General features: G+C 65.7%; 20 protein-coding genes. 2 read left to right on the forward strand and 18 right to left on the reverse strand.

Annotation, left to right across the window (positions count from 1 at the left end; genetic code table 11):
* Positions 1-56: 56 nt before the first annotated feature.
* Together RQI28_RS15910 and RQI28_RS15915 are read right to left on the reverse strand one after the other, a co-directional pair.
* Positions 57-377 carry a nucleotide pyrophosphohydrolase gene (locus RQI28_RS15910; RefSeq protein ID WP_311222536.1) on the reverse strand — a complete coding sequence of 107 codons (321 nt, stop codon included), beginning with the start codon at positions 375-377 and terminating at the stop codon, positions 57-59.
* Between the two features lie 63 nt (positions 378-440).
* A complete protein-coding gene (locus RQI28_RS15915) occupies positions 441-2324 on the reverse strand; it encodes an ABC transporter ATP-binding protein/permease (protein WP_311222537.1) in 1884 nt (627 codons plus the stop codon).
* A gap of 41 nt (positions 2325-2365) precedes the next feature.
* Between RQI28_RS15915 and RQI28_RS15920 the strand changes: the two genes are divergently transcribed.
* Positions 2366-2842: an acyl-CoA thioesterase gene (locus tag RQI28_RS15920; RefSeq protein ID WP_311222538.1), complete on the forward strand. Its 477-nt coding sequence runs from the start codon at positions 2366-2368 to the stop codon at positions 2840-2842.
* 191 nt (positions 2843-3033) lie between these two features.
* On the opposite strand, the gene RQI28_RS15925 is transcribed toward RQI28_RS15920, so the two are convergent.
* The 16 genes from RQI28_RS15925 to RQI28_RS16000 form a co-directional block, all read right to left on the reverse strand.
* Entirely contained in the window at positions 3034-3624 is a 591-nt protein-coding gene (locus RQI28_RS15925; protein WP_311222539.1) for a polymer-forming cytoskeletal protein, read from the reverse strand.
* A gap of 147 nt (positions 3625-3771) precedes the next feature.
* Entirely contained in the window at positions 3772-4245 is a 474-nt protein-coding gene (locus tag RQI28_RS15930) for a thioesterase family protein (protein WP_311222540.1), read from the reverse strand.
* Positions 4246-4403: 158 nt separating this feature from the next.
* A complete protein-coding gene (locus RQI28_RS15935; RefSeq protein ID WP_311222541.1) occupies positions 4404-5210 on the reverse strand; it encodes an enoyl-CoA hydratase in 807 nt (268 codons plus the stop codon).
* Positions 5211-5241: 31 nt separating this feature from the next.
* A complete protein-coding gene (locus tag RQI28_RS15940; protein WP_311222542.1) occupies positions 5242-6078 on the reverse strand; it encodes a thioesterase family protein in 837 nt (278 codons plus the stop codon).
* Positions 6079-6282: 204 nt separating this feature from the next.
* Positions 6283-7482 (reverse strand): acetyl-CoA C-acyltransferase, encoded by a 1200-nt coding sequence (locus RQI28_RS15945; RefSeq protein ID WP_311222543.1) that lies wholly within the window; start codon positions 7480-7482, stop codon positions 6283-6285.
* A gap of 53 nt (positions 7483-7535) precedes the next feature.
* On the reverse strand, positions 7536-8054 hold the full coding sequence (locus RQI28_RS15950; protein ID WP_311222544.1) for a DUF4442 domain-containing protein: 519 nt from the start codon (positions 8052-8054) through the stop codon (positions 7536-7538).
* Between the two features lie 40 nt (positions 8055-8094).
* A complete protein-coding gene (locus RQI28_RS15955) occupies positions 8095-10494 on the reverse strand; it encodes a 3-hydroxyacyl-CoA dehydrogenase NAD-binding domain-containing protein (RefSeq protein ID WP_311222545.1) in 2400 nt (799 codons plus the stop codon).
* 33 nt (positions 10495-10527) lie between these two features.
* Complete coding sequence (locus RQI28_RS15960) at positions 10528-10962, reverse strand: DUF2147 domain-containing protein (protein WP_311222546.1); 435 nt, start codon at positions 10960-10962, stop codon at positions 10528-10530.
* A 49-nt stretch (positions 10963-11011) separates the two neighbouring features.
* Positions 11012-12817 carry an acyl-CoA dehydrogenase C-terminal domain-containing protein gene (locus RQI28_RS15965; protein WP_311222547.1) on the reverse strand — a complete coding sequence of 602 codons (1806 nt, stop codon included), beginning with the start codon at positions 12815-12817 and terminating at the stop codon, positions 11012-11014.
* An 81-nt stretch (positions 12818-12898) separates the two neighbouring features.
* A complete protein-coding gene (locus RQI28_RS15970; protein ID WP_311222548.1) occupies positions 12899-13549 on the reverse strand; it encodes a TetR/AcrR family transcriptional regulator in 651 nt (216 codons plus the stop codon).
* A 164-nt stretch (positions 13550-13713) separates the two neighbouring features.
* Complete coding sequence (slmA, locus tag RQI28_RS15975) at positions 13714-14412, reverse strand: nucleoid occlusion factor SlmA (RefSeq protein WP_311222549.1); 699 nt, start codon at positions 14410-14412, stop codon at positions 13714-13716.
* Positions 14413-14490: 78 nt separating this feature from the next.
* Positions 14491-15963, reverse strand: coding sequence for an ATP-binding protein (locus RQI28_RS15980; protein ID WP_311222550.1), 1473 nt, complete (start codon positions 15961-15963; stop codon positions 14491-14493).
* 61 nt (positions 15964-16024) lie between these two features.
* Positions 16025-16732, reverse strand: a complete 708-nt coding sequence (locus RQI28_RS15985; RefSeq protein WP_311222551.1) for a response regulator transcription factor — start codon at positions 16730-16732, stop codon at positions 16025-16027.
* A 177-nt stretch (positions 16733-16909) separates the two neighbouring features.
* A complete protein-coding gene (argB, locus tag RQI28_RS15990; protein ID WP_311222552.1) occupies positions 16910-17800 on the reverse strand; it encodes an acetylglutamate kinase in 891 nt (296 codons plus the stop codon).
* Between the two features lie 176 nt (positions 17801-17976).
* A complete protein-coding gene (locus RQI28_RS15995) occupies positions 17977-19077 on the reverse strand; it encodes a glycosyltransferase (RefSeq protein ID WP_311222553.1) in 1101 nt (366 codons plus the stop codon).
* On the reverse strand, positions 19074-19865 hold the full coding sequence (locus RQI28_RS16000) for a glycosyl transferase (RefSeq protein WP_311222554.1): 792 nt from the start codon (positions 19863-19865) through the stop codon (positions 19074-19076). Before RQI28_RS16000 ends, RQI28_RS15995 begins: the two co-directional genes overlap by 4 nt.
* Before the next feature lie 94 nt (positions 19866-19959).
* Here RQI28_RS16000 and RQI28_RS16005 point away from each other — a divergent pair, with 94 nt between their 5' ends.
* The gene (locus RQI28_RS16005) at positions 19960-24003 is read left to right on the forward strand and encodes a methyltransferase domain-containing protein (RefSeq protein WP_311222555.1); all 4044 of its coding nucleotides are present in this window, start codon (positions 19960-19962) and stop codon (positions 24001-24003) included.
* The last annotated feature ends 219 nt before the right edge of the window (positions 24004-24222 follow it).

Below are 24222 nucleotides of genomic sequence, written 5' to 3' on the forward strand. Positions count from 1 at the left end.
AACGGACTTTTCTTCACTGACCGGCATTGCCCGATGCCGGGCTTTTTTTGCCCGCCCTACCGCAACGCAGGCGGGTGCTTGACCGCGTTCTTCGCCAGCTTGCGCGCCACCGCGGCCTCCAAGTCGATGCCCGTGTGATCGGCCAGTTGCAGCAGGTACATCAGCACGTCGGCCATCTCTTCGCCCACGCGTTCGCGGCCTTCGGTTTGCTGCGTGAGCGACTGCGACTGCTCGGGCGTGAGCCACTGGAACAACTCCAGCAGCTCGGCAGATTCCACCATCAACGCCATCGCCAAATTTTTGGGCGTGTGAAAGGGCTGCCAGTCCCGCTCGGCGGCGAATTCACGCAGCCGCTGCTGCAAGGCTTGCATGTCCATCACAACTCCAAAAACATCAATTTGCTATTATATTCATAGCTATAAGCGCTTATCAGTAAAGCGCTAGAGGCCGTTTTGAGCACTATTTTGCTGCAGCGCCCACATGCTGGCGTAGCGCCCACCGCGCGCCAGCAGTTCGGCGTGCGTGCCGCGCTCGACGATCTGGCCGGTGTCCATCACCAGGATCTCGTGCGCGTCCACCACGGTGGAAAGGCGGTGCGCGATCAGCAGCGTGGTCTTGCCTTGGGCGGCGCTTTGCAGCTCGGCCTGGATGGCGCGTTCGTTGGCGGAATCAAGGGCGCTGGTGGCCTCGTCGAAGATCAGGATGGGCGGGTTCTTCAGCAGCGTGCGGGCAATCGCCACGCGCTGCTTTTCACCGCCCGAGAGCTTCAGCCCGCGCTCGCCCACCGGCGTGGCGTAGCCCTGCGGCGTGGCCGATATGAAGCCGTGGATGCGCGCGGCCTGCGCAGCGGCCTCCACCTGGGCTTGGCTTGCGCCGGGCTGGCCGTAGGCGATGTTGTAGGCGATGGTGTCGTTGAACAGCACCGTGTCTTGCGGCACGATGCCGATGGCGCGCCGCACGCTGTTTTGGGTGACCGCGCGCAGGTCGTGCCCACCCAGGGTGATGCGGCCGGCCTGGATGTCGTAGAAGCGGTAGAGCAGCCGCGCCAGCGTCGACTTGCCCGAGCCCGACGGGCCGACCACCGCCACCGTGCGGCCGGCGGGAATCTCGAAGCTCACGCCGCGCAGGATGGGCCGGGCCGGGTCGTAGGCGAAGTGCACGTCTTCAAAACGCACGGCGGGCGGGCCGTCCAGCGCCAGCGGCACGGCGCCGGGCGCGTCGTCCACCTCGCGTTCGCGGTCCATCAGGGTGAACATCTTGTCCAGGTCGGTCAGGCTCTGTTTGATCTCGCGGTAGATCACGCCCAGGAAGTTCAGCGGTATGTACAGCTGGATCATGAAGGCGTTGACCATGACCAGGTCGCCCACGGTCATGCGGCCGTCGGCCACACCCTGCGCGGCGCGCCAGAGCATCAGCACCAGGCCGGTGGCGATGATGATCTGCTGGCCGGCGTTGAGCAGCGACAGCGAGGTCTGGCTTTTCAGCCGCGCGCGGCGCAGGCGCTGCAGGCTCTCGTCGTAGCGCTGCGCCTCAAAGGCCTCGTTGTTGAAGTACTTGACGGTCTCGTAGTTCAGCAGCGAGTCGACGGCCTTGGCATGGGCGGCGGAATCGAATTCATTGGCCTGGCGGCGAAAGTGCGTGCGCCATTCGGTCACGCCGACGGTGAAGCCGATGTAGAGCGTGAGCGCACCCAGGGTGATCCAGGCGAACCAGGCGTCGAAGCGCACGGCCAGCACGGTGAGCACCATGAACACTTCGATCAGCGTGGCGCCGATGTTGAACAGCGTGAACGAAATGAGCGACTGGATGCTGCTCATGCCGCGCTCAATGTCGCGCGTCATGCCGCCGGTCTGCCGCTCCAGGTGAAAGCGCAGCGACAGCGCGTGCAGGTGCTCGAAGGTCTGCAGCGCAATGGTGCGCGCCGCGCCCTGCGTGGCCTTGGCGAAGACCAGCTCGCGCAACTCGGTGAAGATGGACGTGGAAAGCCGCAGCAGCCCGTAGGCCAGCAGCAGCGCCACGGGCACCACGACCACGGCGGCCGGGTTGCCGGGCGTGAGGGTCATCGCATCGACCAGGTGCTTGAGCAGCAGCGGCACGCCCACGTTGGCCGTCTTGGCCGCAATCACGAACACCAGCGCCGCGATCACGCGCCACTTGTATTGCCACAGATACGGCAGCAGCCGCGCAATGGTGCCCCAGTCAGAGCGTTGGGAACCCGGGGCGGGAGCCAAGGAGGAAGGTGCCGTGGAGTGCGGCGCTGAGTGCGGGGCAGAGTGCGAGGCAGGGGCGGCGGGGGAAGGAGCGGGGTCGCCGTGAGGGCGCATGAGGGACAATTCCAGTTGTTGTTTTTACCGAGATTGTGCCCATGACCGAATCCACCAGCGCCACACCACCGGCCGCGCCTGCCGACACCGCGCTCACCGCGCTGCCCATCGACAAGGAATTGGTGCTGAAAGTCATCCCCATGCCGGGGGACTGCAACGCCAACGGTGACATCTTTGGTGGCTGGGTGATGGCGCAGGTGGACCTGGCCGGTTCGGTGCTGCCCGCGCGCCACGTGCAGGGCCGCATGGCCACGGTGGCGGTCAATGAATTCGTGTTCAAGCAGCCGGTGCGGGTGGGCGACATCCTGTCGTTCTTTGCCAGCGTGCAGCGCGTGGGCCGCACGTCCGTCACCGTGCAGGTGGAGGTGTATGCCGAGCGGTTTGCCGCGCAGGGCCGCTACGTGAAAGTGACCGAAGCACGCCTGACCTATGTGGCCATCGACGCCGCCGGCCGGCCCCGGCCCATTCAGCCCAGCGCACCGCAGGCGTCAGCCGACGCAGCAGCCGAACGACGCTGACCATCAGTCTGGGTTGAGGATGCGCGCACGCGATGCGTGCGCGCCATGCTTGCAGTAACGAAGCCGCCACAGTCACCCCGCAGCGCCGTGATGCGCAGGGTGCCTGTGGCGGCTTCGTTATTGGAGGGCTGGCCGGCGCCGGCGCCGAATGGCGCGCCAGGCCGGGCAGCGACCGCTGATCGGTCGATCGATCAGGCGGCGGCGAGCGCCGGTGATTCGTTGCGGGCTGCGTAGGCGGTAGATGCCGAGGCGCTGCTCTGGCCCCGGGGGCTGGCGCCGCCGGCTTCGATCTCGCCCGACAACTGGCCGCCTTCTTCGATCACCACCTTGCCGTAGCGGATCTTGCCCGTGACCTTGCCGGTGCTGTAGATCACCAGCTTCTGGCGCACGATCAGCGTGCCGTCGAATTCGCCATGGATCTCGGCGATGTCGATCTCCGCGGAGCCGCGGAACGCGCCCTGCTCGGCGATCTGGATCACGCGCGAATCCATCGTGGCCTCGACCGTGCCTTCCACCACCAGCGTGTCGCAATCGGTGATCTCAACGCCCTTGAGCTTGATGTTCGGGCCCACGGTGAGCTTGCTGCCCACGCCTTCGCCGGCAGGAACGGCCGACGCGGTGCTGCTGGTCAACGGCTTGTTCACGGCCGGGCTGGCCGTCAGCGGGTTGCTGGTGGCAGCAGCGCTGCCGGGCGTGGTGGCGCCACCGAGCACGGAATTGGATTGGCGGGGCTGGAACGCGTCGGGTTCACGCTTACCGAAGAAGGGGTTTTGCACGGCCATCAGATCTCCTTGAAAAGAAGCCATGCTAGAAGTGGTGACGGGCTAAAGATCCCTGCGTTACGAAAGAACGGTAACGAAACCGCTCGTTCGTAGCATGCGCTTGCAGTGTTTTCAGCAGAACACAGCCACGCGGTGTGGCAGCGCAGATCAGGCGACGATGTAGGCCGCCGCGCCCACCGCCAGCAGCGACCCATCGGCACCAAAGAATTCCATGCGCGTGTTGGCCACGCGCGAGCCCAGCCGCAGCACCTCGGCACGCATCGTGAAATGGTCGCTGCCCACGCCGGGCCGCAGGTAGTCCACGCGCAGGTCGATGGTGCCCAGCCGGGCGAAGCGTTGCAGGCGCTGCTCGGGCGACTCGTCCATGTGCCGCGCGCCGATGGCGGCCATTACCGCCAGGCCGCCCATTGCGTCCAGCGCAGCGCTGATCACCCCGCCGTGCAGCCGCTGGTGGCCGTAGTGGCCTACCAGGTCGGGCTTCATGTCGATGCGCGCCGCCACCTCGTCGGGCAGCACGCTGTGCACCTTCAGGCCGAGCAGGCGGTGGAAGACGATGCGCTCTTCGAAGATCTCGGTCAGGCCGGCGATGAACTCGGGCTCGAAGGTGGGGGCGGGTTGCATGCGCTGGGTGTCGCCAATCGTGATGCTATTATTTTAATAGCTACTAGCGCTTGATGGATAAGCGCTAGAGCCGTATTTCATTCAAAAAATCCAGCTCGCACTGAAGTCAGGGCGCCGCTTCGGCAAGACGGCGTCGCCCGCCTGCGGCTTGCCCGATTTCAGTTCGCGCTGAAGTCAGGGCGCCTTTTCTCCATGAACGCGCTGAACGCCTCCCGCGCCGCTGGCTGCACCAGCATGCGGCCAAAGCTCTCGCCCTCCTGCGCGATGCGCTCCAGCACGGCGGGCTGCTGGTCGTGCTTCATCAGGCGCTTCGTTTCTATCAGCGACGAGAGCGGCTTGGCCGCCAGCTTGCGGGCTTGCGTTTGCGCGACCATGTTGCATTCGGTCGGCGGCACCACACGGTTGACCAGGCCCACTTCCAGCGCGGCTTCGGCCATGAAGGGCTCGCCCAGCAGCAGCGCCTCGGCCGCGCGGTGGTAGCCGAACATGCGCGGCACCAGCAGGCTGGAGCCCGCCTCGGGGCACAGGCCCAGGTTCACGAAGGGCATGGAGAACGCCGCGTTGTCGCCCGCGTAAACCAGGTCGCAATGGAACAGCATGGTGGTGCCGATGCCCACGGCCGGGCCGCACACCGCCGCGATGACCGGCTTGGGGAAGGTGGCGATGCCGCGCAGGAAGCGAAACACCGGCGAATCCTGCGTGGAAGGCGTCTGCTGCAGAAAGTCGCCGATGTCGTTGCCGGCGCTGAAGATGGCAACGTCGCCCTGCAGCACGACTACGCGCACGGCGGCGTCCTGCGCGGCGGCGTCGAAGGCGTCAGCCAGCGCCGCGTACATGACACGGGTGATGGAATTCTTCTTGTCCAGCCGGTTGAAGGTGATGGTGGTGATGCCGGCTTCGGTGTGGACGAGGATGTCCTGCGAGGCGTTGGCGGGCGTTGTAGCGGGAGTGGTGGTGTCGGTCATGTCGGGAATCCTTTGCTTGGGGTCTGCGCGGTCATTCTTTGTAATAGACGATCTGGTGGCTGCTGGCCAGCAGGCTGCCGGCGCGGCTCCACAACTGGGCGGTCTGGTCGAAGAACCCGTTGCGGAATTCCTGCGCCCGCGCCTGGCCCAGCAGATGGTCTGCGCCGGTGGCGTGCAGCTGCGCGCCGCTGGCGTGAAAGTACACGGTCAGCGACACGGTGCCGGCCGGCACGCGGTGCGCGCGGCGCAGCCAGACACGCGGGTAGAACACATCGGCCAGCGCCGCCAGCGCGCAGAAGTCGAGCGGGCGGGCGGGCTCGTCGCGCATCCACAGCCGCGTCAGGCTGCCTTCGCTGCGGCTGCTGCCGTCCCAGCGCTGGGGCATGTCGCCGGTCACGGGGCGCAGGTCGTAGCGGTCGAGCCAGCCCACGCCCAAGCCTTTGCCCAGTGGTTGCAAAGCGTCGGGTGCGGGCGCATCGGGCATGGGCGTGTCGGTGGCGCTCCAAGTCTCGCGGCGCGCGGCCGTTACCGCCGTGCCGGTGGTGGTGGTCACCGGCTCGCCGTCCGGGCCGGGCTGCACGATGGACAACACCCAGTGCTGCGTCGACCGGTTGGTGCGCACCGGCGTGGCCTGCACGGTGAATGCGCCCTCCCCCACTGCGCCGGCGTAGTTGACGGTCAGCGACAGCGGCTCGCCCAGGCGCTGAGGGTGCTGCATCACGGCCTGCAGCAGCGTGGCCGCGGTGGCCCCGCCGAACGGGCCGACCATGTTCCAGTAGGCAGGCGTGGTGCGCCCGGTGTACCGGTCGGCGCCGGCGGGCTCCAGTTGCAGCGCGTCGTCCAGAGGGTGGAGAGTGTCGGAATTCATGGTGTGCGAGTGTGCCGTGGAACCTCTGAAAGCGTCGTCATGCCGGTGACTGAAAGATGGACAGCAGCCTCTGATGCGGGTCGTGGAAGTTCGACATCGGACGCCGTGGAACGGGCTTGGTCCGGCCACTGGGGTCGTACCCCATCCCGCGTGTCAGCGCCAGAGATGGGATGAAGCGACGTACCCGCTCAAGGCGATGGACCGTTACACGCGCTCAAAAATACCGGCTGCGCCCTGCCCCATGCCCACGCACATGGTCACCATGCCGTACTTGAGGTTCTTGCGGCGCAGCGCGTGCACCACCGTGGCCGCGCGGATGGCGCCCGTGGCGCCCAGCGGGTGGCCCAGTGCGATGGCGCCGCCCATCGGGTTCACCTTGGCCGGGTCCAGCCCCAGTTGGCGAACGACCGCCAGCGACTGCGCGGCAAAGGCTTCGTTCAGCTCGAACCAATCGATGTCTTCATGCTTGAGGCCCGCATAGCGCAGCGCGGCCGGAATGGCCTCGATGGGGCCGATGCCCATGATGCTGGGCGGCACGCCCTTGCTGGCAAAGCTGACGAAGCGCGCCAGCGGCGTGAGGCCGAAGCGCTTGATGGCCGCTTCGCTCGCCAGGATCAACGCACCCGCGCCATCGCTGGTCTGCGAGCTGTTGCCAGCCGTCACCGAGCCGCGCGCGGCGAACACGGTCTTGAGCTTGGCGAGGCCCTCCAGGCTGGTGTCGGGACGTGCGCCTTCGTCCAGCGACACGGTGCGGGTCTTGGCTATGCTCTCGCCCGTCTCCAGGTTGGCCGTGCGGTCGGTCACCTCGATGGGCGTGATCTCGTCGGTGAACTCGCCCGCCTGCTGCGCGGCCAGCGCCTTCTGGTGCGACAGCAGCGCGAAGGCGTCCTGGTCTTCGCGCGAGACCTTCCACTGCTGCGCCACTTTCTCGGCCGTCAGGCCCATGCCGTAGGCGATGCCCACGTCGCCATCCTTGGCGAAGATGCTGGGCGACAGCGAAGGCGTGTTGCCCATCATGGGCACCATGCTCATGCTTTCCACGCCGGCGGCGATCATCACGTCGGCCTCGCCTACGCGGATGCGGTCGGCGGCCATCTGCACCGCAGACAGGCCCGAAGCGCAGAAGCGGTTGACGGTGATGCCGCCCACGCTGGTGGGCAGCCCCGCCAGCACGGCGCCGATGCGCGCCACGTTCAGCCCTTGAGCGCCTTCCGGAATCGCGCAGCCGCAGATGATGTCTTCGATGGACGCCGGATCCAGCCCCGGCACCTGGGCCAGCGCGGCCTTCAGCGTGGTGGCCAGCAAGTCGTCAGGCCGGGTGTTGCGGAAGAAGCCGCGGTGCGACTTGCCGATGGGCGTGCGCGTGGCGGCGACGATGTAGGCGTCCTGCATTTGTTTTGCCATGGAGAAGGCTCCTTGAATCAATCAGTCGATCAGTCGATCGGTCAGTCAGTCGGTTACTTGGCGGGGCGGCTGGATGGAATCCAGGCCCAGGTGAATTCGCATTCGACCGGCTCGATGCCGGCCTCGTCCGTCACGGTGACCTGCACCTGCATCTCGCCCTTGTCGTTGTCGCGCAAGACCTGGCGCTGCGCGTCGGTCAGCACCGCCACCGCACGCAAGGCGCCAGTGGCCCGCTTGCGAAAGGCCATTTTCAAATCCTTGGCGAGCGGCAGGCAGTCGTCGCGCACGTTCAGGCCGATGGCCATGCCGGTCGCCGTCTCCGCCAGCAGGTTCATGGCGGAGGCGTGGATGCCGCCGATATGGTTCTGCACACGGTGCTCGTTGGGCAGGCGCACTTCCACGCGGTTGGGCGACATCTCGATGAACTCCACCCGCGCCGTGCGGGTGAAGGGCACGGCACGGCGCAGCACCAGGTTGCGCACCCAGGGGCGCAGAAACTTCGGCACGTCGTCGAGTTGCTCGAGTTGAAGCTGCATGCGGTTGGGCGGAAAGGCGGAGGCAGGGGTCGTCATGCGGTGTTCAGTGGCACGCCAGTTGCAAGTCAGTGGCAGGTCAATTGCGTAGAGGCTTGCCGGTGCTCAGCATGCCCAGAATGCGTTCCTGCGACTTCGGGTGCTGAATGAGCGCGCAGAACGCCTTGCGCTCCAGCGCCATCAGGTATTCCTCGCTCACCAGCGTGCCGGCATCCACGTCGCCGCCGCAGACGATCTCGGCGATCAGCGTGGCGATGTGCTGGTCGTGGTCGCTGACGAAGCCGCCGTCGCGCATGTTCACCAGCGAGCCGCGAATAGTGGCGACACCGCTGCGGCCCGCTACCGGGAACAGCCGCTTGTTCGGCGCACGCCAGCCGCTGGCGGCCATGGCCTTCGCTTCGTTCAGCGCGACGAACAGCACCTCGTCCTTGTGCGGCACGACGATGTCGCCGTCCAGCAGGTAGCCGAGCTTCTTCGATTCCAGCGCGCTGGTGCCCACCTTGGCCATGGCAGCGGCGGTGAAGCCTTCTGTCAGGAAGGGCAGCAGGTCCTTGCCCGTGGACGCGGCGGCGCTCTCGGCCGCGCGGCGCGCGATGTAGGTCAGCCCGCCGGCGCCGGGCACCAGGCCCACGCCCACTTCGACCAGGCCGATGTAGCTTTCCATGTGGGCCACGCGGCGTGCCGAATACACGGCCAGCTCGCAACCGCCGCCCAGCGCCATGCCGTGGATGGCCGAGATGACGGGCACCTGGGCGTAGCGCAGACGCAGCATGAGATTCTGCAGTTCCTGCTCTACGCTCTCGATGGCCGAGATGCCGGCCACGACGAAGGCCGGCATGGTGGCCGCAAGGTCGGCGCCCACGCTGAACGGGCCATCGCCCGACCAGATCACCAGCGCGTCGTATTCGCGCTCGGCGGTGTCGATGGCTTCGACGAGCCCTTCCATCACGTCGGGGCTGATCGCGTGCATCTTGCTCTGGATACTGGCAATCAACACCTTGCCATCAAGTGTCCAGGTGCGCAGCGCATCGGACTCGGACACCGTGGTGCCGGCCGTGCGCCAGTCGGGTAAAGCCTCGCCCAGCAGCCTCTCGGGGAAGTGCTGCCGCTCGTACACGGGCAACTGGCGGCGCGGCACGAACTTCGACTTTGAAGCACTCCACGAGCCTTCGGCCGTGTGCACGCCGCCGGCATCGGCCACCGGCCCTTTGAAGACCCATTCGGGCAGCGGCGCCTTCGACAGCGCCTTGCCCGCATCGATGTCTTCCTGAATCATCTTCGCCACGTCGAGCCAGCCGGCTTCCTGCCACAGCTCGAACGGGCCCTGCTTCATGCCGAAGCCCCAGCGCATGGCCTGGTCCACGTCGCGCGCGTTGTCGGCAATCGTTGCCAGGTGCACGGCGGCATAGTGAAAGCTGTTGCGCAAAATGGCCCAGAGGAACTGGCCCTGCGCACCCTCGGCATTGCGCAACAGCTTCAGACGCTCGGCAGCGGGCTTCTTGAGCATGCGGGCATACACCTCGTCGGCCTTCTGGCCGCCAGGCACGTACTCGCCGCTTTCCAGGTCGAAACGCAGGATGTCGCGGCCCACCTTCTTGTAGAAACCGGCCTTCGATTTCTGGCCCAGCTGCTTCAGTTCGATCAGCTTGTTCAGCACCTCGGGCGTGCCGAAGCTGCCGTAGAACGGATCGGTTTCTTCCGTCAGGTTGTCCTGCAGCGTCTTGACGACGTGGGCCATCGTGTCCAGCCCCACCACGTCGGCGGTGCGGAAAGTGCCGCTGGAAGCGCGGCCCAGCTTCTTGCCGGTCAAGTCGTCCACCACGTCGAAGGTGAGGCCGAAGTTCTCCACCTCCTTCATCGTCGCCAGCATGCCGGCGATGCCGACGCGGTTGGCGATGAAGTTGGGCGTGTCGTGCGCACGCACCACGCCCTTGCCCAAGCCGCTGGTGACGAAGGCTTCGAGCTGGTCGAGCACTTCAGGCTTGGTGGTGGGCGTGTCGATCAGCTCCACCAGCGTCATGTAGCGCGGCGGGTTGAAGAAGTGAATGCCGCAAAAGCGCGGCTTGATGGCATCGGGCAGCGCCTCGGACAGCTTGGTGATCGACAGGCCCGAAGTGTTCGATGCCACGATGGCCTGAGGCGAGACGAAAGGCGCGATCTTCTTGTAGAGATCGAGCTTCCAGTCCATGCGCTCGGCAATCGCCTCGATGATGAGGTCGCAGCCGCGTAGTTGCTCCAGATGCTCTTCGTAGTTGGCCTGGCCGATCAGTGCGGCGTCTTCCACCACGCCCAGCGGCGCGGGCTTCAATTTCTTCAGGCCGTCGATGGCCTTGGTGACGATGCCGTTCTTCGGGCCTTCCTTGGCAGGAAGATCAAAGAGAACGACCGGCACCTTCACGTTGGCGAGGTGGGCGGCGATCTGCGCGCCCATCACGCCGGCGCCGAGCACGGCGACTTTCTTCACTTGGAATCGGGACATGTGTGGTTTCTTGTGAATGGTTGGGGGCTGCGCTTACTGCACGCGCTGCCAGACCTGTGTGCGCCAGAAGGGGCCCAAATAGCCGCGCACTTCCATCTTGGCGCCGCCGTCGATGGGCGTGAAGCTGGCGCGGTATTCCTTGCCGCTTTCGGGGTCGATGATCTTGCCGCCCTCCCACACGTCCTTGCCTTCGGCCTTCTTGCCGCCGCGGATGATCTCCAGGCCGGCGATGGGCTGGCCCTTGCGGTCGTCCGTGCACTCGGTGCAGGTGGCATCGGGCGCCGTGTCCTTGCGCAACGATTTCTCGATGCGACCGGTGAGCAGGCCAGCGGCTTCGCCGATGCGGATCTGCGCCTTGGCCTCACCGGTTTTGTCGTCGATGCTGCGCCATGTGCCCAAGGGCGACACCTGGGCCCATACGGGGGCGGAGATTGCTACACAAAATATAGCTGCTAGCGCTTTATTCATAAGGACTCCGGGGCAAAAAGGCTTAGAAACGTGAAAGGTAGCGGGTCGCTCAGGCCAGCGCGGCGTCGGTGTCCATCAGCGGCATGGCACCAGCACGCGCGGTGCGCATCAGCGTGGCCGTCTCGGGGAACAGCTTGGCGAAGTAAAAACGCGCGGTCTGCAGCTTGGCGACGTAGAACGGGTCGGTGTTGCCATTGGCAATCTCGCGCAGCGCCACCTGGGCCATGCGGGCGAACAGGTAACCGAACACCAGGTGACCGGCAACGCGCAGGTAGTCCACGGCGGCGGCGCCCACTTCGTCGGGGTTCTGGAAGCCCTTGAAGCCGATCTCGGTGGTTAACTTGGTCATCTGGTCGCCCAGGTAGGCGATGGGGTTGATGAACTCGGCCATCTTCTCGTTCACGCCCTCTTCCGCCACCAGTTGGCCCACCAGCTTGCCGAATTTTTTGAGCGTGGCGCCGTTGTTGCCCAGCACCTTGCGGCCCAGCAGGTCCAGCGACTGGATGGTGTTGGTGCCTTCGTAGATCATGTTGATGCGGTTGTCCCGCACGAACTGCTCCATGCCCCATTCCTTGATGAAGCCGTGGCCGCCGAAGACCTGCATGCAGTGGTTGGTGGCGATGTGGCCGTTGTCGGTGATGAAGGCTTTGACGATGGGGGTCAGCAGCGCCACCAGTTCGTCCGAATCCTTGCGCACCTTCTCGTCGGGATGGCTGTGCGCCTTGTCCAGCAGCAGCGTGCAGTAGATCTGCAGCGCGCGGGCGCCTTCGGCATACGCCTTGGCGGTCAGCAGCATCTTGCGCACGTCCGGGTGCACGATGATCGGATCGGCGTCCTTGTCCTTGGCCTTGGTGCCCGACAGGCTGCGCATCTGCGTGCGGTCCTTGGCGTAGGCCAGCGCATTCTGGTAGGCCACCTCGGTCAGCCCCAGCGACTGGTTGCCCACGCCCAGGCGAGCGGCATTCATCATCACGAACATGGCCTGCAGACCCTTGTGCGGCTGGCCCACCAGCGTGCCGATGGCACCGTCGATGGCGATCTGCGCGGTGGCGTTGCCGTGGATGCCCATCTTGTGCTCCAGCCCGGCGCAGAAGATCGGGTTGCGCTCGCCCAGCGAACCGTCGGCGTTCACATTGAATTTGGGCACGATGAACAGGCTGATGCCCTTGCTGCCCTTGGGCGCGTCGGGCAGGCGGGCCAGCACCAGATGCACGATGTTCTCGGTGAAGTCGTGCTCGCCCGCGCTGATGAAGATCTTGTTGCCGGTGATCTTGTAGGTGCCCTCGGGCGCGCCGGCCACGGGCTCAGCCTTGGTGCGCAGCAGCCCCAGGTCGGTACCGCAGTGCGGCTCGGTCAGGCACATGGTGCCGGTCCATTCGCCGCTGGTCAGCTTGGGCAGATACAGCTTCTTTTGCTCGGGCGTGCCGTGTGCGTGCAGCGCTTCGTACGCGCCGTGCGACAGGCCGGGATACATCGTCCAGGCCTGGTTGGCGCTGTTGAGCATTTCATACAGGCACTGGTTCATCACGAACGGCAGGCCCTGACCGCCGTATTCAGGGTCGCACGACAGCGCCGCCCAGCCGCCTTCGATGTACTGCGCGTACGCGTCCTTGAAGCCCTTGGGCGTGGTGACTTCGTGCGTGGCCTTGTCCAGCGTGCAGCCTTCTTCGTCGCCGCTGATGTTCAGCGGGAACGCCACGCCAGCCGCGAACTTGCCAGCCTCTTCCAGCACGGCGTTGATGGTGTCCACATCCACCTCGGCATGCTGGGGCATGGCCTTGAACTCATCGGTGACGTGGAAGACCTCGTGCAGGACGAATTGCATGTCGCGCAGAGGTGGCGTGTAGCTGGGCATGGTGACTCCTGAAGTGTTATGAGAAGAGAAGAAAAGACAAAGAAGAAAGCGTTGTCGAAGAAACGGAAACGGGGCAGCGCCTCAGGCCGTGCCGTAGCGCGCCAGGATGTTGTCGAAGCCGGCGTTGGCGCGGTCGATGGAGCCGGGAGTCTTCAGAAAGCGTGCCTCGTAATGCAGCGCCAGGATCAGGCCGTGGATCTCGAACAGCATCTGCTCTGGGTTGACGTCGGCACGCAGTTCGCCCAGTTCCATCGACTGCTCGATGGCGCGCTTCATCGCGGCCAGCCAGGTCAGTACCGAGCTGGCCAGTGCATCGCGCACCGGGCCGGCACGGTCGTCGAACTCCACCGCGCCGCTGATGTAGATGCAGCCCGAATCGATTTCGATGGAGGTGCGCTGCATCCAGTTGCCGAACATGGCGCGCAGCCGCGCCACGCCGCGCGGCGCGGCCATGGCGGGGTAGAACACTTCCTGCTCGAAGCGGGCGTGGTATTCGCGCACCACGGAAATCTGCAGCTCCTCGCGCGAGCCGAAGTGCGCGAACACGCCGGACTTGCTCATGCCGGTCACGTCGGCCAGAGCGCCGATGGACAGGCCCTCCAGCCCGATGTGCGTGGCCAGGCCCAGAGCGGCCTCGACGATCACCGCCTTGGTCTGCTGGCCCTTTTGCAAGGCGCGCCCGTCGCGGGCTGCGGTGCGCGCGGGTTTGGTGGGAGAGGACGTATCGGACATGAGCAAAATAAAACGAACGGTCGTTCTATTTTGCATGAAAAGCGGTGCGCCAGGTCAGTTCCTGCACGCCGCGCGGGATTTCCAGGGAAAACCCTGAAACCCAACCCCAGCCGCCGCCAACTGGCTCTTGGCCATCACCAAGCCGATGGGTTACGGCCCTGGTTTCACACCAGCAGTTGCAGCGACGCGTCCAAATGCTCGGTGGGCGAGCGCCGGAAGCCCGAGCGCGCAAAGCGCTGCAGCCTGCCGCGCACCAGGTCGCACAGCGCCGCGGCGCGTACTTGGGCATCCACGGTGGGCATGGCCGAGCCGGCAGCGTCGGCCGCGGGCCGCAGGCACAGCCGCAACGACGACTCGATGCGCTCGAAGAACTGGTTCATGCGCTGCAGCAGGCGCTCGTTTTCCAGCACCAGCGCATCGCCCACCATCACGCGCACCATGCCGGGGTTGCGCTCGCCGAACTGCAGCACCAGGGCGGCGATGCGGGCGGCGCGCTGGGCGCCGTCGGCAGGGCCTTCGCTTTCGGCGGGGCGTTCCATGATCTGGTTCACCAGCGTGAAGATGCTTTGCTCGATGAAGTCGATCAGGCCTTCGAACATCTGCGCCTTGCTGGCGAAGTGGCGGTAGAGGGCTGCTTCGCTGACCTCCAGCCGCGCGGCCAGCGCTGCGGTGGTGATGCGCTCGGCGCCGGGTTGCTCCAGCATGCCGGCCAACGTCTGCAAGATTTGCACGCGCCGCTCACCGGGCTTGGGCCGGCGCCGCGTGGCTGCAGGGGCCGCAAGGGCCGCGTTTTGCACCCCAGCGGATGTGTCGGTGTCTGCCAAGGGGGCGAGTGTGTCGGTGGCGGGAGGGAGTTCGGACATGGCAGCCAATGTGTGCAATTGATTCTCGCACAGCGGTCTGACCGCCTTTCTTCCAGCGACGGGTGGCTGGAACGCAGCTCAGGGCGGTCCGGATTCGGCCGTGAACCGCACGGACACCAGCAGGCCGTGCCCGCCTGCGCCCGGCTCCAGCGTCAGCACGGCGCGGTGCACATGGGCGATCTCATCGGCAATCGCCAGCCCCAGGCCCGTGCCCTCCCCTTCCGAGCCCGGCAGCCGGTAAAAGCGCTGCTTGACGCGCGCCCGCTCGGCATCCGGCACGCCCGGGCCGTCGTCTTCCACCTGCAAAAAGGCCTGGCCGGGCTGCCCGCCTGCCGCCGCCTGCACGCCGCTGCGCAGCGTGACGCTGCCGCCGGCCGGCGTGTATTTGATGGCGTTGTCGACCAGGTTGGACAGCAGCTCGCGCAGCAGCCAGCCGTGGCCGGCGGTGCGGGCGGGCTCCGCTTCCAGCCCCAGGTCGATGCCTTTGGCGGTGGCGGCGTCCAGAAAGGCCTCCAGCAGGCTTTCGCACAGCGCCTTCAAATCGACAGACTGCGGCGCCTGCGCGTCAAGGCTGCGCGCGTCGGCCCGCGACAAGGCCAGCAGCTGATGCGCCAGCTTGGACGTGCGCCGCGTTGCCTGGCGCAGCTTCTGGATCTCGCCTACTCCTAAAACAATAGCGCCCTGCGCTTTACCATCAAGCGCTAGCGGCCTATTTGACTCATATTTCCGCCTCTCGCCATCCGCGTGCCCCCCTGCAGCCTGGGCCGCCAGCGCCCAGGCTTCCACCTGCGCCTGCAAGCCGGCCAGCGGCGTGCGCAGTTGATGGGCGGCATCGGCCACGAAGCGGCGCTGGCTCTCGGCCTGCGCGTTCACCAGCGCAAACAGGCGGTTGAGCGAATCAACGAGCGGCCGCACTTCGGCGGGCGATGCCGCTTCGTCGATGGGGCTCAGGTCGCGCGGCGAGCGGCGCTCGACGGCGCCGGTCAACGCCACCAGCGGCTTAAAGGCGCGGCGCACGGCCCAGTGGATGGCCAGCGCAGCGGCGGCGATCAGCGCTAGGTTGGGCAGCAGCACGCGCAGCAGCATCTGCCGGCCCCACTGCTGGCGCGGATCAGAGCCGTCGGCCAGCGCCACCACCAGTTCGCCAGCGCTGGTGCGGCCGCGCTGCACGGCCACGCGGTAGATGACGCGTTCATGCTCCACGCTGTGGAATTCTGGCACCTGGGTAGTGGGCACGGCGTTGCCCAGCCAGTCGTCGCCCAGCAAGACCTGGCCCGACAGGTCCTGCACGCTGAAGCCGGAAAACCCGCTGTTCTGCCGCAAGAACTCTTCCACCGGCGGGGCCAGCAGCAACAGGGGCTGGCCGTCGTCGGTTATGGCGGGCGACAGGATCGAATCGGCCAGCGCAGGCAACAGCCGCATTAATCGCTGGTCATGCCGGCCGGCGGCCTCGTCGGCCGAGCGGTAGTCGAGCCAGGCGCCGGCCAGCGCCAGCAGGCACAGCGGTGCGACCAGCAGCAGCAGGAGCCGATTGCGCAGGTCGGATGTCACGGGCGGTAAGCGCGGGGGGATGGAGGAAAGCCGGGCCGCTGCGTGTGCTGCCCGTGCCCGGTCATTCGCGCGGGGGCTGCAGTTCCAGCCGGTAGCCGAAGCCGCGAATCGACCGCAGCGCCACGCCGTAAGGTTCGAGCTTGCCGCGCAGGCGCGAGACGTAGACCTCGACGGCGTTGGGGGTGATCTCCTTGTCCCAGCCGGTCAGCGCCTGCAGCAGCTTGTCTTTGCTGGCGGGCTTGGGCGCGTTGATCAGCAGGTATTCCAGTACCGTCCATTCACGCGGGCCCAGCTCGATCGGCTGGCGCGCAAGCGACCCGTCGCCCGCGCGCACGGTGACGCTGCGGTTGGCCGTGTCCAGCTCCAGCGGGCCGAAGCAGAGGATCGCCGTGGTGGCGGCCTGCGACCGCCGCAGCAGCGCCCGCAGGCGGGCCAGCAGTTCGGGCAACTCGTAGGGCTTGACCATGTAGTCGTCTGCGCCCAGGTCCAGCCCCTGCACCCGGTCGTGCAGCGCGTCGCGTGCGGTCAATATGAGGACGGGCATCGAAGGGTGCGCCATCTCCGGGTGGCGCAGACGGCGGGTGAGCTCCAGCCCGTCCATGCCCGGCAGGCCGATGTCGATCACGGCCGCGTCGAACGATTCGGCCTGCAGCACCTCTTCTGCGCGCTCACCGCTGCCCACCCAGTCCACCGCGTAGCCGGCATCCGTCAGGCCCAACTTGATGCCGCTGGCCAGCATGACGTCGTCCTCGACCAGAAGGAGCCTCATTTCAGCCTGGCGCCTGTTGAACCGTACGCACCGGATGCCATCGACGCGGCCCTCCCAGTCCGATGGCTGCGGAGCAGGCCACGCCAGCAGACGCCGTGGAACTGGCTCTGCCAGGCCACTGGCGTCGTCCCCCCGAGGGGAAGGCGCTGCAGGCGACACAGGGGGGCTGATTCATTCTCAGTGGCTACGAATCATCGTGCCGTAGGCCTGGTCGGTCAGAATTTCGAGCAGCATGGCGTGCGGCACCCGGCCGTCGATGATGTGCACGGCGTTCACCCCGGCCTTGGCGGCATCCAGCGCGCCGGCGATCTTGGGCAGCATGCCGCCGGAGATGGTGCCGTCGGCGAACAGGCTGTCGATCTCGCGCGAGGTCAGGTCGGTGAGCAATTCGCCCGCCTTGTTCAGCACGCCGGGAATGTTGGTCAGCAGCACCAGCTTTTCGGCCTGCAGCACCGTGGCCAGCTTGCTCGCCACCACGTCGGCGTTGATGTTGTAGCTCTCGTTGTCTTCGCCAAAGCCGATCGGGCTGATGACGGGAATGAAAGCGTCGTCTTGCAGCGCCTTGACCACGCTGGGGTCGATGGAGACGATGTCGCCCACCTGGCCGATGTCGTGCTCGATGCTCGGATCCTTGTTGTCCAGCATGCGCAGCTTCTGCGCGCGGATCATGCCGCCGTCACGCCCTGTCAGGCCCACCGCCTTGCCACCGGCCTGGTTGATCAGGCCGACGATGTCCTGCTGCACTTCACCGGCCAGCACCCATTCCACGACCTCCATGGTCTCGGCATCGGTCACGCGCATGCCCTGGATGAATTCACCCTTCTTGCCCAGCCGGTTCAGCGCCGTTTCGATCTGCGGCCCGCCACCGTGCACCACCACCGGGTTCATGCCCACCAGCTTGAGCAGCACCACATCCTCCGCAAAGTCGGCCTGCAAGGCCGGGTCGGTCATGGCATTGCCGCCGTACTTGATGACGATGGTCTTGCCGTGGAACTTGCGGATGTAGGGAAGCGCCTGGGCAAGGATCTCGGCCTTGTCGCGAGGGGCAATGGATTGGAGGTCGGTCATGGGGCACGCCATCAGGCAAAGCGAAGGAAGAGGCGCAAATTGTGCCGCAACTGTGCGGCACTGCCGCGTCAGCGGAAACGCAGGCCGGACCCAACGGCCAGGAGCGGGTCACAAAATCAGCGAAGCGGCGCCAGCCCAGCGCCGCAACCACGCCAGGAAGGATCTGCCAGCCGCGCTCAGTGGCGCAGCCAGTGCGGCACCTTGAATCGCACGATGCCCAGGTAAGCCGTCACATACAGCGCGCCGAAGATGCCGCAGAAGGTCATCAGCACGAGCGTGTTGTTCCAGAACAGCACCGCCGGCACGACGGTGAGCATGGTGAAGCCCCAGAGATAGGGCGAGGTGCGGTTGTTGCGCATCAGCACGCGGCGCGACTCGTCGTCGTGGAACACGCCACGCACGATGCGGCGGTAGATCAGCTGGTGAAAATGCAGCGCATCGGCCACGCCTGGCGACACCCCGCGTGCCAGCTTGCGGTAGATGGAGAACAGCGTTTCCCAGACGGGGTAGATCAGCAGCAGCAGCGGAAACCAGGGCGAAACATCCGGATTGCGCTGTACCAGCGAAATGCTGGCCAGGGCGATCACCACCCCCCACACATACGCACCGCCATCGCCCGCGAACAGCATGCCGCGCGGGTAGTTCCAGACCAGGAACCCACCCGTCGCCGCCGCCGTGCACACCAGCAGCGCCGCAAGTGAGCGATCGCCAACCTGAATGCAGACATGGGCAAGCGCTAGGCAAATGATGAGCGCGACCATACCGGCAAGGCCGTTGTAGCCATCGATGATGTTGAAGGCGTGCGGGAGGCCGGTGATGGCGAGCAGCACGATGGCAAAACCCAGCCAAGGAATCGCAGACAGTCCCGCATCGAGCCAGGGCAGGCCCAGCCGGGTGACGTTCAGGCCCAGCAGGCAAATGGCCAGCACACCTGACAAACCTGTCAGTGCCAGCCGGTAGCGCACCGCCAGCCGCTGCGTCAGGTCTTCGGCAATGCCGCCCAAGGCTGCAGGCAACAGGACGAGAATCCAGCACAGCACCCAGTCACCCAAACGCAGCGATGCCGCATCGCCGTTGCCGTTCTGCCAGATGCCCAGCAGCCAGCTGACCAGAATGCCCAACAGCAATGCCGCCCCTCCCAGCCGAGGCACCTCACCCACGTGAAAACGCTGGGGCATGCTGGCGCCGTACTCCACCGCGTGCTCGCTCATCCAGCGGATGATGAAACCTGCTGCGAAAAGGGCAACGAAAAAACTGACGAGCGACAACCAGATCATGACGGGCCGATGGTACGCCGAGGGGATGTATCCATGGGCAACATCAACTTGGCTTGGCGATACACCGGGGAGAACCACAACCGCAGAAGACTGCGCACATGCCAGGCCAGATGCTGGATGCGGCGATGGCTGGCGCGCTGGCCGGCATGAATGACGGACACTGGCGCACGCACCAGCCTGAGCCCGAGCAAGCGCAGGCGCAGGCTCAGGTCCACGTCTTCGCAATACATGAAGTAACGCTCATCGAAACCACCCACCTTCTGCCAGACTGGAGTGGCGATCACCAGGCACGCGGCATTCACCCAGTCAACACGGGCCTGCGTCTGCCCCAGGACCCGGCGCCGCCAAAGTGCCTTTGGGCTGGGAAGTTCCCGCTCGCTGTCCTGTATTAGGCCCTGCTCGTCCAACTGGATCGGATAGGCACAACCCGTTCCGGACTGCACTGCCGCCGCAACCAGTCCCGAGAACGGGTCTGCGTCTACAGCACGCAACCGGACATCAGGGTTCAGAATGCAGATGCACCCCTCAGTGGCACCGGCCAGTGCCTGGTTGTGATTGGTTCCGAAACCCTGCGGGCGGATGTTGCGGCGCACCTGCACTGCGAATGGCCAAGCGACATCAATATGTGGAGCAGGCTCGCCCGGAAGATTCAGTGTTACCACGACGCGACAGATTCGCTGCGCGCCCACGCGGACAAGATCCCGCAGGAGTTCATCCAGCAGCATCCCGTGACCATGACTGACTACTGACACGACCAAGTCGCAGGAAGGTGCTAAAGGGGAAGACATCGGGCGCTATTGTCGTCGGATTGCAAGCCCCACCCGCCCGGCTTACAGGCACGGCGCTGCCAGGGCCGCTTCACCGCTTGGTCATAATCGCGGGATGACGCAAACAATCGAGGATTTGCACGTCTATCTGCGCACCATTCGGCAGGACGAGCGAACATCCCTATCCGTGCTGGCGAGCCTTATCCGCGAAGGCACATCCGTTCTTGACCTGGGCTGCGGTAGCGGTGCGCTGGGCCAGTATCTGAAAGAAACCCGATCAACGACGAGCGACGGCCTGACGTGGAGCGAGGCTGAGGCCGCCCATGCACGGCCCCACTACCGCCATGTGGTGGTGGCAAACCTGGAAACCTGCGACCTGCTGGCACTGTTTGCAGGCAAGACGTACGACTACATCGTCTGCGCCGATGTGCTTGAGCACCTGAGCCAGCCCGAGCGGGTGCTCGAAGCCTGCCGCTCGCTGCTAGCTCCCGATGGCCGGCTGTTGACGTCCGTGCCCAACGCTGGTTACGCGGGTCTGGTGGCTGAACTGCTACAAGGTGACTTCCGCTACCGCCCCGAGGGCCTGCTCGACCGCACCCACTTGCGCTTCTTCACCCGCCGTTCGTTGGCTAGGTTCATGGGAGAGCACCGTTGGGCCCTGGACAGCCTGGACACCATTCGCCGAGAATTACCTGAATCTGAGTTCCGCGTCGCCTTCGACCAGTTGCCGCCCGCAGTGGCCCGGCACCTGCTGGCGGTGCCCGACGCACTGACCTACCAGTTCATCGGTGTGGCGCGCCCTAGTGCCGAGGCGGTGCTGGTAGACCAGGCCGGAGCGCCGGATTCTGAGCCTGCTGCAGCATTGTTCACCGCGCAGTTGTATTTGGGCCATGACGGCCAGTATTCGGAAGACAGCAAACTATCGGTCGCGGGCACCATCGGGCGCGAGCGCCAGACGCTCCGATTCGCCCTGCCGCAGTCCGACAACCTCACCCATTTGCGGTTCGACCCTGCCGACCGCCCTGGATTCATGCATCTGTATGGCATCACCTTGCGCGATGCCGATGGCAACGCCGTTTGGAATTGGTCTGCGGAGACGGCCCCTGGCACCCTGCTGGCCGAAACAACCCACAGCCAATTGGTATGGCATGCCCCGCTAGTTGCCGCAGCCCCTGCAACCTTGCTGCTGCTTACGGGAGAAGATCCCTGGGTCCAGCTGCCCATCCCGCCGCAACGCGTGGCGCAAGCCGCTGCCGGTAAGGGTGCCGTGCTGGAAGTCGAATTCGGCTGGCCCATGTCTGCCGATTACTTGGCGCTGGCTGGCACGGTGCGCCCGCTGCAAAGCGAGATCGTGAATGTCCAAGCCAAGGCGGCTGAGGAGCAGGAACGGCTGCGGGGCGACGTTCGCGACACCGAGCAGGCTCATCTGCGCGCTCGTGAGCAGGAACGGCTGACAGCGGAGGCTGCTCGCCTCGCGCTGGAGGAGTCCAACCGGCAGGCGCTGCAGGCAGCCTGGCAGGCGGCCGAGCAAGCCAGGCAGGCCGCCGAGACGTCAGCGCGCGAAGAGTTCGCTGCCGCACAGGCGCACTGGAATGGGCTGGTAGACACAGCGCGGGTGGAACACGACCGCCTGTTGGGGCTGCATAAGGCGATGGTCAACGCCCGTGACGGGCTGCTGCGGCAACGCAGCGAACTGCTTCAGGAGTCCGCGCAACACCGGCGGCAGGCGGAGCAGTTGGAACAAGACCTGCTGCGCACCCAACGCGAATTCGCCGAACTTGCGCATCACCTGAAATCCATCGAAAGCTCCACCGTGTTCCGCGCCACCCGCCCCATCGTGCACGCCAAGATGCGCGTGGACCGCCTGCTGGGCCGCGCGCCGCGGCACACTGCCCCCACTCCTTTGGCGGGATCCCACACACCAGGAGGCGCACGCCCGATGGCGCCCACCGACCACCCCGTGGACGTGATCGTGCCGGTGTACCGAGGCTTGGCTGACACGCAACTGTGCATTGACTCCGTGCTGGCCAGCCCGGTGCGAGTGCCCTATCGGCTGGTGGTCATCAACGACTGCAGCCCTGAGCCTGAGGTGACGCAGTGGCTGCGCACCCGCGCCGCCCAGGACAGCCGCATCATGCTGCTGGAAAACGAGGAAAACCTGGGCTTCGTGGGCACCGTCAACCGCGGCATGGCGCTCAGCGACAGCAACGACGTGCTGCTGCTCAACAGCGACACCGAGGTGGCCAACGACTGGCTCGACCGCATTCGTACGGCCGCCTATGGCGATCAGCGCATCGCGTCGGTCACGCCGTTTTCCACCAATGCCACTATCTGCAGCTACCCTGAGTTCTGCAAGGACAACGCCCTGCCGCCGGGCTACGACACCGCCCGCATCGATGCGCTGTGTGCACGCACCAACCCAGGCGCGGTGGTGGATGTGCCTACCGGCGTGGGCTTTTGCATGTACATCCGCCGCGACAGCCTGGACCACGTGGGCCTGTTCGACACCGAAAACTTCGGCAAGGGCTACGGCGAAGAAAACGACTTCTGCCAGCGCGCAGCACAGGCCGGCTGGCGCAACCTGCATCTGCTGGACACGTTCGTGCTGCACACCGGCGGCGTGAGCTTTGGCGACAGCAAGAGCCCGCGCGAGCAGGCTGCGATGGCCACTCTGGCCCGACTACATCCCAACTACGCACGCGACGTACACGCCTTCGTGCAGGCAGACCCGGCCCGCCCGTACCGCCTGGCTCTGGACGCTGCGCGCATTGCTGAATCAGGTTTGCCCGTCGTCCTGAACGTGCTGCATGATCGCGCTGGTGGCACGGTGCGCCATGTGCGAGAACTTGCAGCGCATCTGGCTGACCAAGCCGTATTTCTGACATTGACGCCGGGCCCCAGCCACAGTGTGCTGCTGCGATTTGCCCGTGAAGAAGAAGGCTTCCAGCTGTCCTTCCAGCTCGGCTCTCAACACGCCGAACTTTTGGACGTGCTGCGCCGCCTGGGCGTGGGCCACGTGCACTTCCACCATCTGTTGGGCCATGACACAGCGATTCGCGATCTGCCTTACCTGCTGAATGTCTCCTACGACTTCACCACGCATGACTATTTCAGCTACTGCACCCATATCTCGCTGACAGGCACGGGCAACAGCTACGCTGGCGAACTCGGCCCCGGCCAGTGCGCCTGCTGCCCGCCCGACATGGGCGCACCGTCGCATGGCAACGTCACGCAGTGGCGCGCAGCCAATGCACGGCTGCTGGTTGGCGCTCGCCATGTGCTGGCACCCAGCCACGACACGGCCCGCCGCATCTCGGCCTTCGTGCCGGCGGTGCACGTCCTGCCGATCCCACATACCGACGTCAAGGACGCCACCTCGCTGCCCTTGCCAGCACCACGCACTCTGCACGAAGGTGCGGCCCTGAAGATCGTCGTCATTGGCGCGCTAAGCGTGATCAAGGGTGCGGACGTGCTGGAAGCAGTCGCCCTAGAGGCTGCCAAGCGCAACGTCCCCATTGAGTTCCACCTGATCGGTTACGCCTACCGCCATCTGCAGACCCAGCCCCGCTCTCGGCTGACCATCCACGGCAGCTATGCGGAAGAAGACCTGCCGCGCCTCATCGAGTGGCTGCAGCCCGACCTGGCGTGGTTCCCCGCGCAATGGCCGGAAACCTACAGCTACACCTTGAGCGCTGCACTGCAGGCGGGTTTGCCCGTGATGGTCAGCGACTTGGGTGCTTTTGCCGAGCGAGTGGCTGGCCGCCCCTGGAGCTGGATCGGTGACTGGGATCAGACACCCAAGGCCTGGGTCGATGCGTTTATGGCCATGCGCGACGATCACTTCGCCACCGGGGTGCCGCCCACGTTGGCGCAAAGCCAACCCAAGCCGTTGCCTCTCATCGAAGTGCCGGACTGGCACTACAGCACGCATTACCTGCGTGACCTGCCGCTGCCCACAGTGCCCGAAGGCAGTGCCGGTTCGGTGCTGGCCCCCAGCCAGCTGCAAGGCTTGGTGCCGCAACCCACCACTACCGACCAGGCCAAGTCGGGCGTGCTAGATGCCATCGTGTACCTGCGATCCCTTCCCGTGTTACGGGGAGTGGCGCGCAGCATTCCCGCGCACTGGCAACGACGCGTGAAGAATTGGCTCAAGGCCTGAGACAGCTTTCGGGCGCCGGCTGCCCCGGCGCCCGGCAGCGGACTTGAGCACTCAGAAGTACCAAAACAATAGCAGCTAGCGCTTGATACATAAGCATTCGAAGTATTTTCGATACTCAAAGCCTTATGTATCAAGCGCTAGCCGCTATGATTTTTGATCAACAGATACCCTGCGACGTCCAAATTGCTTTCAAAGCCACAACGGCGGCCACAGCCACCG

Origin of the sequence: Acidovorax sp. WCS2018Noco2-16 (assembly GCF_031843945.1) — a bacterium.
GTDB lineage: Bacteria > Pseudomonadota > Gammaproteobacteria > Burkholderiales > Burkholderiaceae_C > Paracidovorax.